The organism is Treponema endosymbiont of Eucomonympha sp., assembly GCF_001028545.1.
Window position 1 is genome coordinate 1 of the sequence record NZ_BBPW01000090.1, and the last position, 3000, is coordinate 3000.

Annotated in this window: 3 protein-coding genes; all 3 read left to right on the forward strand. The window is 59.4% G+C overall.

All coding sequences use genetic code 11. The features are described from left to right. A partial coding sequence (locus AWU74_RS04615; protein WP_238580163.1) for a hypothetical protein occupies positions 1-1207 on the forward strand: 1207 nt, incomplete at its 5' end. Between the two features lie 57 nt (positions 1208-1264). Beyond that, positions 1265-2608 carry an ABC transporter permease gene (locus tag AWU74_RS04620; RefSeq protein WP_238580164.1) on the forward strand — a complete coding sequence of 448 codons (1344 nt, stop codon included), beginning with the start codon at positions 1265-1267 and terminating at the stop codon, positions 2606-2608. After that, positions 2601-3000, forward strand: a 400-nt coding sequence (locus AWU74_RS04625; RefSeq protein ID WP_162504815.1) for an ABC transporter ATP-binding protein, incomplete at its 3' end; no start/stop codon positions are given. The genes AWU74_RS04620 and AWU74_RS04625, both read left to right, overlap by 8 nt.

The window sequence follows — 3000 nt, forward strand, 5'->3', positions numbered from 1 at the left end:
TGACGATACGGCACCGCCTGCCCCGCTTGTCGACGAAACAAGCGTGGAACTCGGTCTGCCTTCTGAAGGATCCCCCTCTGACAAACGAGCAGTGGCGGAAATTGAAAAGCCGCCGCACGAAAAAGCTGACTTCGCTGACGCAACATTCGGGCACGAGCCGGACGGAAAAGCCGTAGAACTGCGCGCCGGAGCCGATTTGCCGGACGTTTCACCGACGGACGTGTATTTTGACGCGGACAGGCGGCTTCGCCGCTACGCTGCCGACGACGAACTAATGGCTATCTTGCAAATAAAACCGCGCCTCAGCTTGATAACGGGGGACGCGAACACGATTATACGGGTGAATTACGACGAACACGGCAGACTGCTTACTCGAACGGTGTGGAAGGTGTCTTCTGAACCAGCGGCAAACACTCTGGATACAGTGGGAAAAACAAAATCAACGGCAGATACACCGAAGACGGCAGAAAAGACGGAACCAGTAGCAGCCACCTCAGAATCATCAGCAAAAACAGCAGAAAAAACAAAAAAAAAGGATCCAACGGCAGCAGATACTTCAGAATCGTCGACAGAACCAGCGGGAAAAGCGAAACCTGCGACAGACATACTAGAGCTTGCGGAAGAATCAACGACAGACATGCTGGAATCACCAGCGGAGATAACGGAAAAGACAGAGTCGGCAGCAGAGGCGGAAATTCCGGACGACACGCCAGCGGAGGGACTGGTATGCAAGTCGATTACCGAGTACCGGTACGACGGGGATTCGCCCCGCGCCGTATCAAAGACGCACCGCGTTCCGGCTGAGCAACGACTTGAAGAAATACGGTATCGCCTCAGCGGGGATACCGAAAGCGTGGCGGTGTACCGCGAATCCGACGAGCAGCAAAAGGCGTTTTCGCGGGAAGATTTCACCTACGACGCGGAGAACCGTCTCGTCGAAAAAACCGTCAAAACATTCGACGAGCAGGGCAAGGCGGTTACAGAACGGGTGCAGTACCGATATACGGGCAAAGCGGCGGAGCCGGACTGCGAGCGATATCTCGACGGGGAGCTTAAATTCAAGCTGATGCACGAGTCCGAGACGGCGTATGCCGAAATCCGGTATCTGGCGTACGGGCTGTCGGTGCAGACGTATTACCGCGACAACCGCAAAGTGCTGGAACTCTACCTACAGGACGGCAAAGAAGTCAGAAGGAAGCAGTTTTGAGCCACACACATTCTCTGTTAGGTGCCCCGTGAGCAAAAAAACGAGAAGGCAAGCACTGTGAAACGCGCACGCATTCGCCGCCCAGCACCCAGCCCACCCCCTGAAGCGGCAACTTGGAAACGTCCCGGTCTGCTTGCCCAGTTGCGGTGGATAGTCTTTGTGTCGCGGCGTTTTTCCCGCGTCGACCGGAAATCGCGCTCGCCGGCAACGGGCGTTCTGTCGGCGCTGGGAATTTGCTTGGGGGTAACAACATTGTTGGTAACGCTTTCGGTGATGAACGGGTTCCAACGGGCGTATATCGACAGCATCATGGAAATCAGTTCGTCGCATATCCGCTGCGAAACGGACGCCGCGCCGGACGCATTCGCCGCACTCTGCCTGTCTGACCGGGAAGTGCTCGCCGCGACACCGTTTTATGAGGCGCAGACGCTGATGACCGACGAGAATGCGGAAATGCAGAGCACAGCGCTCGTCCGAGCAGTGCCGCGCAACTTGCCCGCCGCCGACGAAGGGTTCGGACGGGAAGCACGGCTCATACAGGGCAGCTTTGATTTGTCGGCGCCCGACTCTATCGTGCTGGGGGACGCCCTCGCAGACGCGCTCGGCGTGTCGATGGGGAGCACCGTCAGCCTGCTGGCGCTTTCGGGCGGTGCCGGCGTGGAACTCTTCTCCGCCGACCGCCGTTTTACCGTTACCGGCATATTCAGTTCCGGCTATTCGGACATAAACGCGGCGTATGCGTTCATCTCGCTTGAGGACGGTGCACGGTATTTCGGCGGAACGGCGCGGCGCACATATAGCGTCAAAATCCGGCACCCCTACCGCGCGGAGCAGGTCGTTCTGCGGCTCAAGACAAAGGCGGCGACGGCGTTCCCGGAAAACGGGCTAGGGGAACGGAGCGCGTGGGAATCGTGGCAGGAGTACAACCGCTCGTTTTTCGGCGCGCTTCAAGCGGAGAAGGGTGTGCTGTCGGCGCTGCTGTTTATCATTTATGTGGTGGTGGCGGCGAATATATATCACGGAATGCGCCGCACGGTGTTCGAGCGCCGCGCCGAAATCGCGGTGCTTTCCGCGCTGGGCGGTACCGCCGGCGCTATTCAGCGCATATTCGTCGCGCGCGGCTTCATCGTCGGCGTGTCGGGCGCGGCATCCGGCTTGGCACTCAGCATACTCGTTTGTACAAACATAAGCGCGATATTCACCTTCCTTGCGGACGCGCAGTACGCGCTGCTGCCGGAGAACTCTATGTATCGGGTGTATGCCGATATTCCTGCGCAAATGTACCCGTCCGAAGTTCTTGCGACGGTCTTCTTCGGCGTCTTTTCGGCGGTCGTCGCGGCGCGGGCGGCAAGTCGGCAGGTGCTGAAACTGCCGGCGGCGGAGGTGCTGCGCGATGAATAACGCGGTGCTTTCGGTGCGGGGGCTGGGAAAGACGTTCGAGTCGGGGGGCGAGCGGCTCGACATTCTCCGCGGGCTGGATTTGCGCGTGGAAGAAGGCGAGCGCGCGGTGATTATCGGCGAGAGCGGTAGCGGCAAAAGCACGCTGCTTCACCTTATCGCAGGGCTTGACGCGCCGACCGCTGGCGCCATAGAGGCGGGCGGGCTGCGGATAGACGCACTCCGCGAGAAGGAACTTGCGTCCTACCGCGCCCGCTATGTCGCGCTGATTTTCCAGTTTCACTACCTGCTGCAGGATTTCTCCGCGCTGGAGAACGTGTTCCTCCCCGCGTATATGGCGGGCGTCCCCAAGAAAACCGCGCTCGAACGGGCGCGTTCCCTGCTCGCCGACGTCG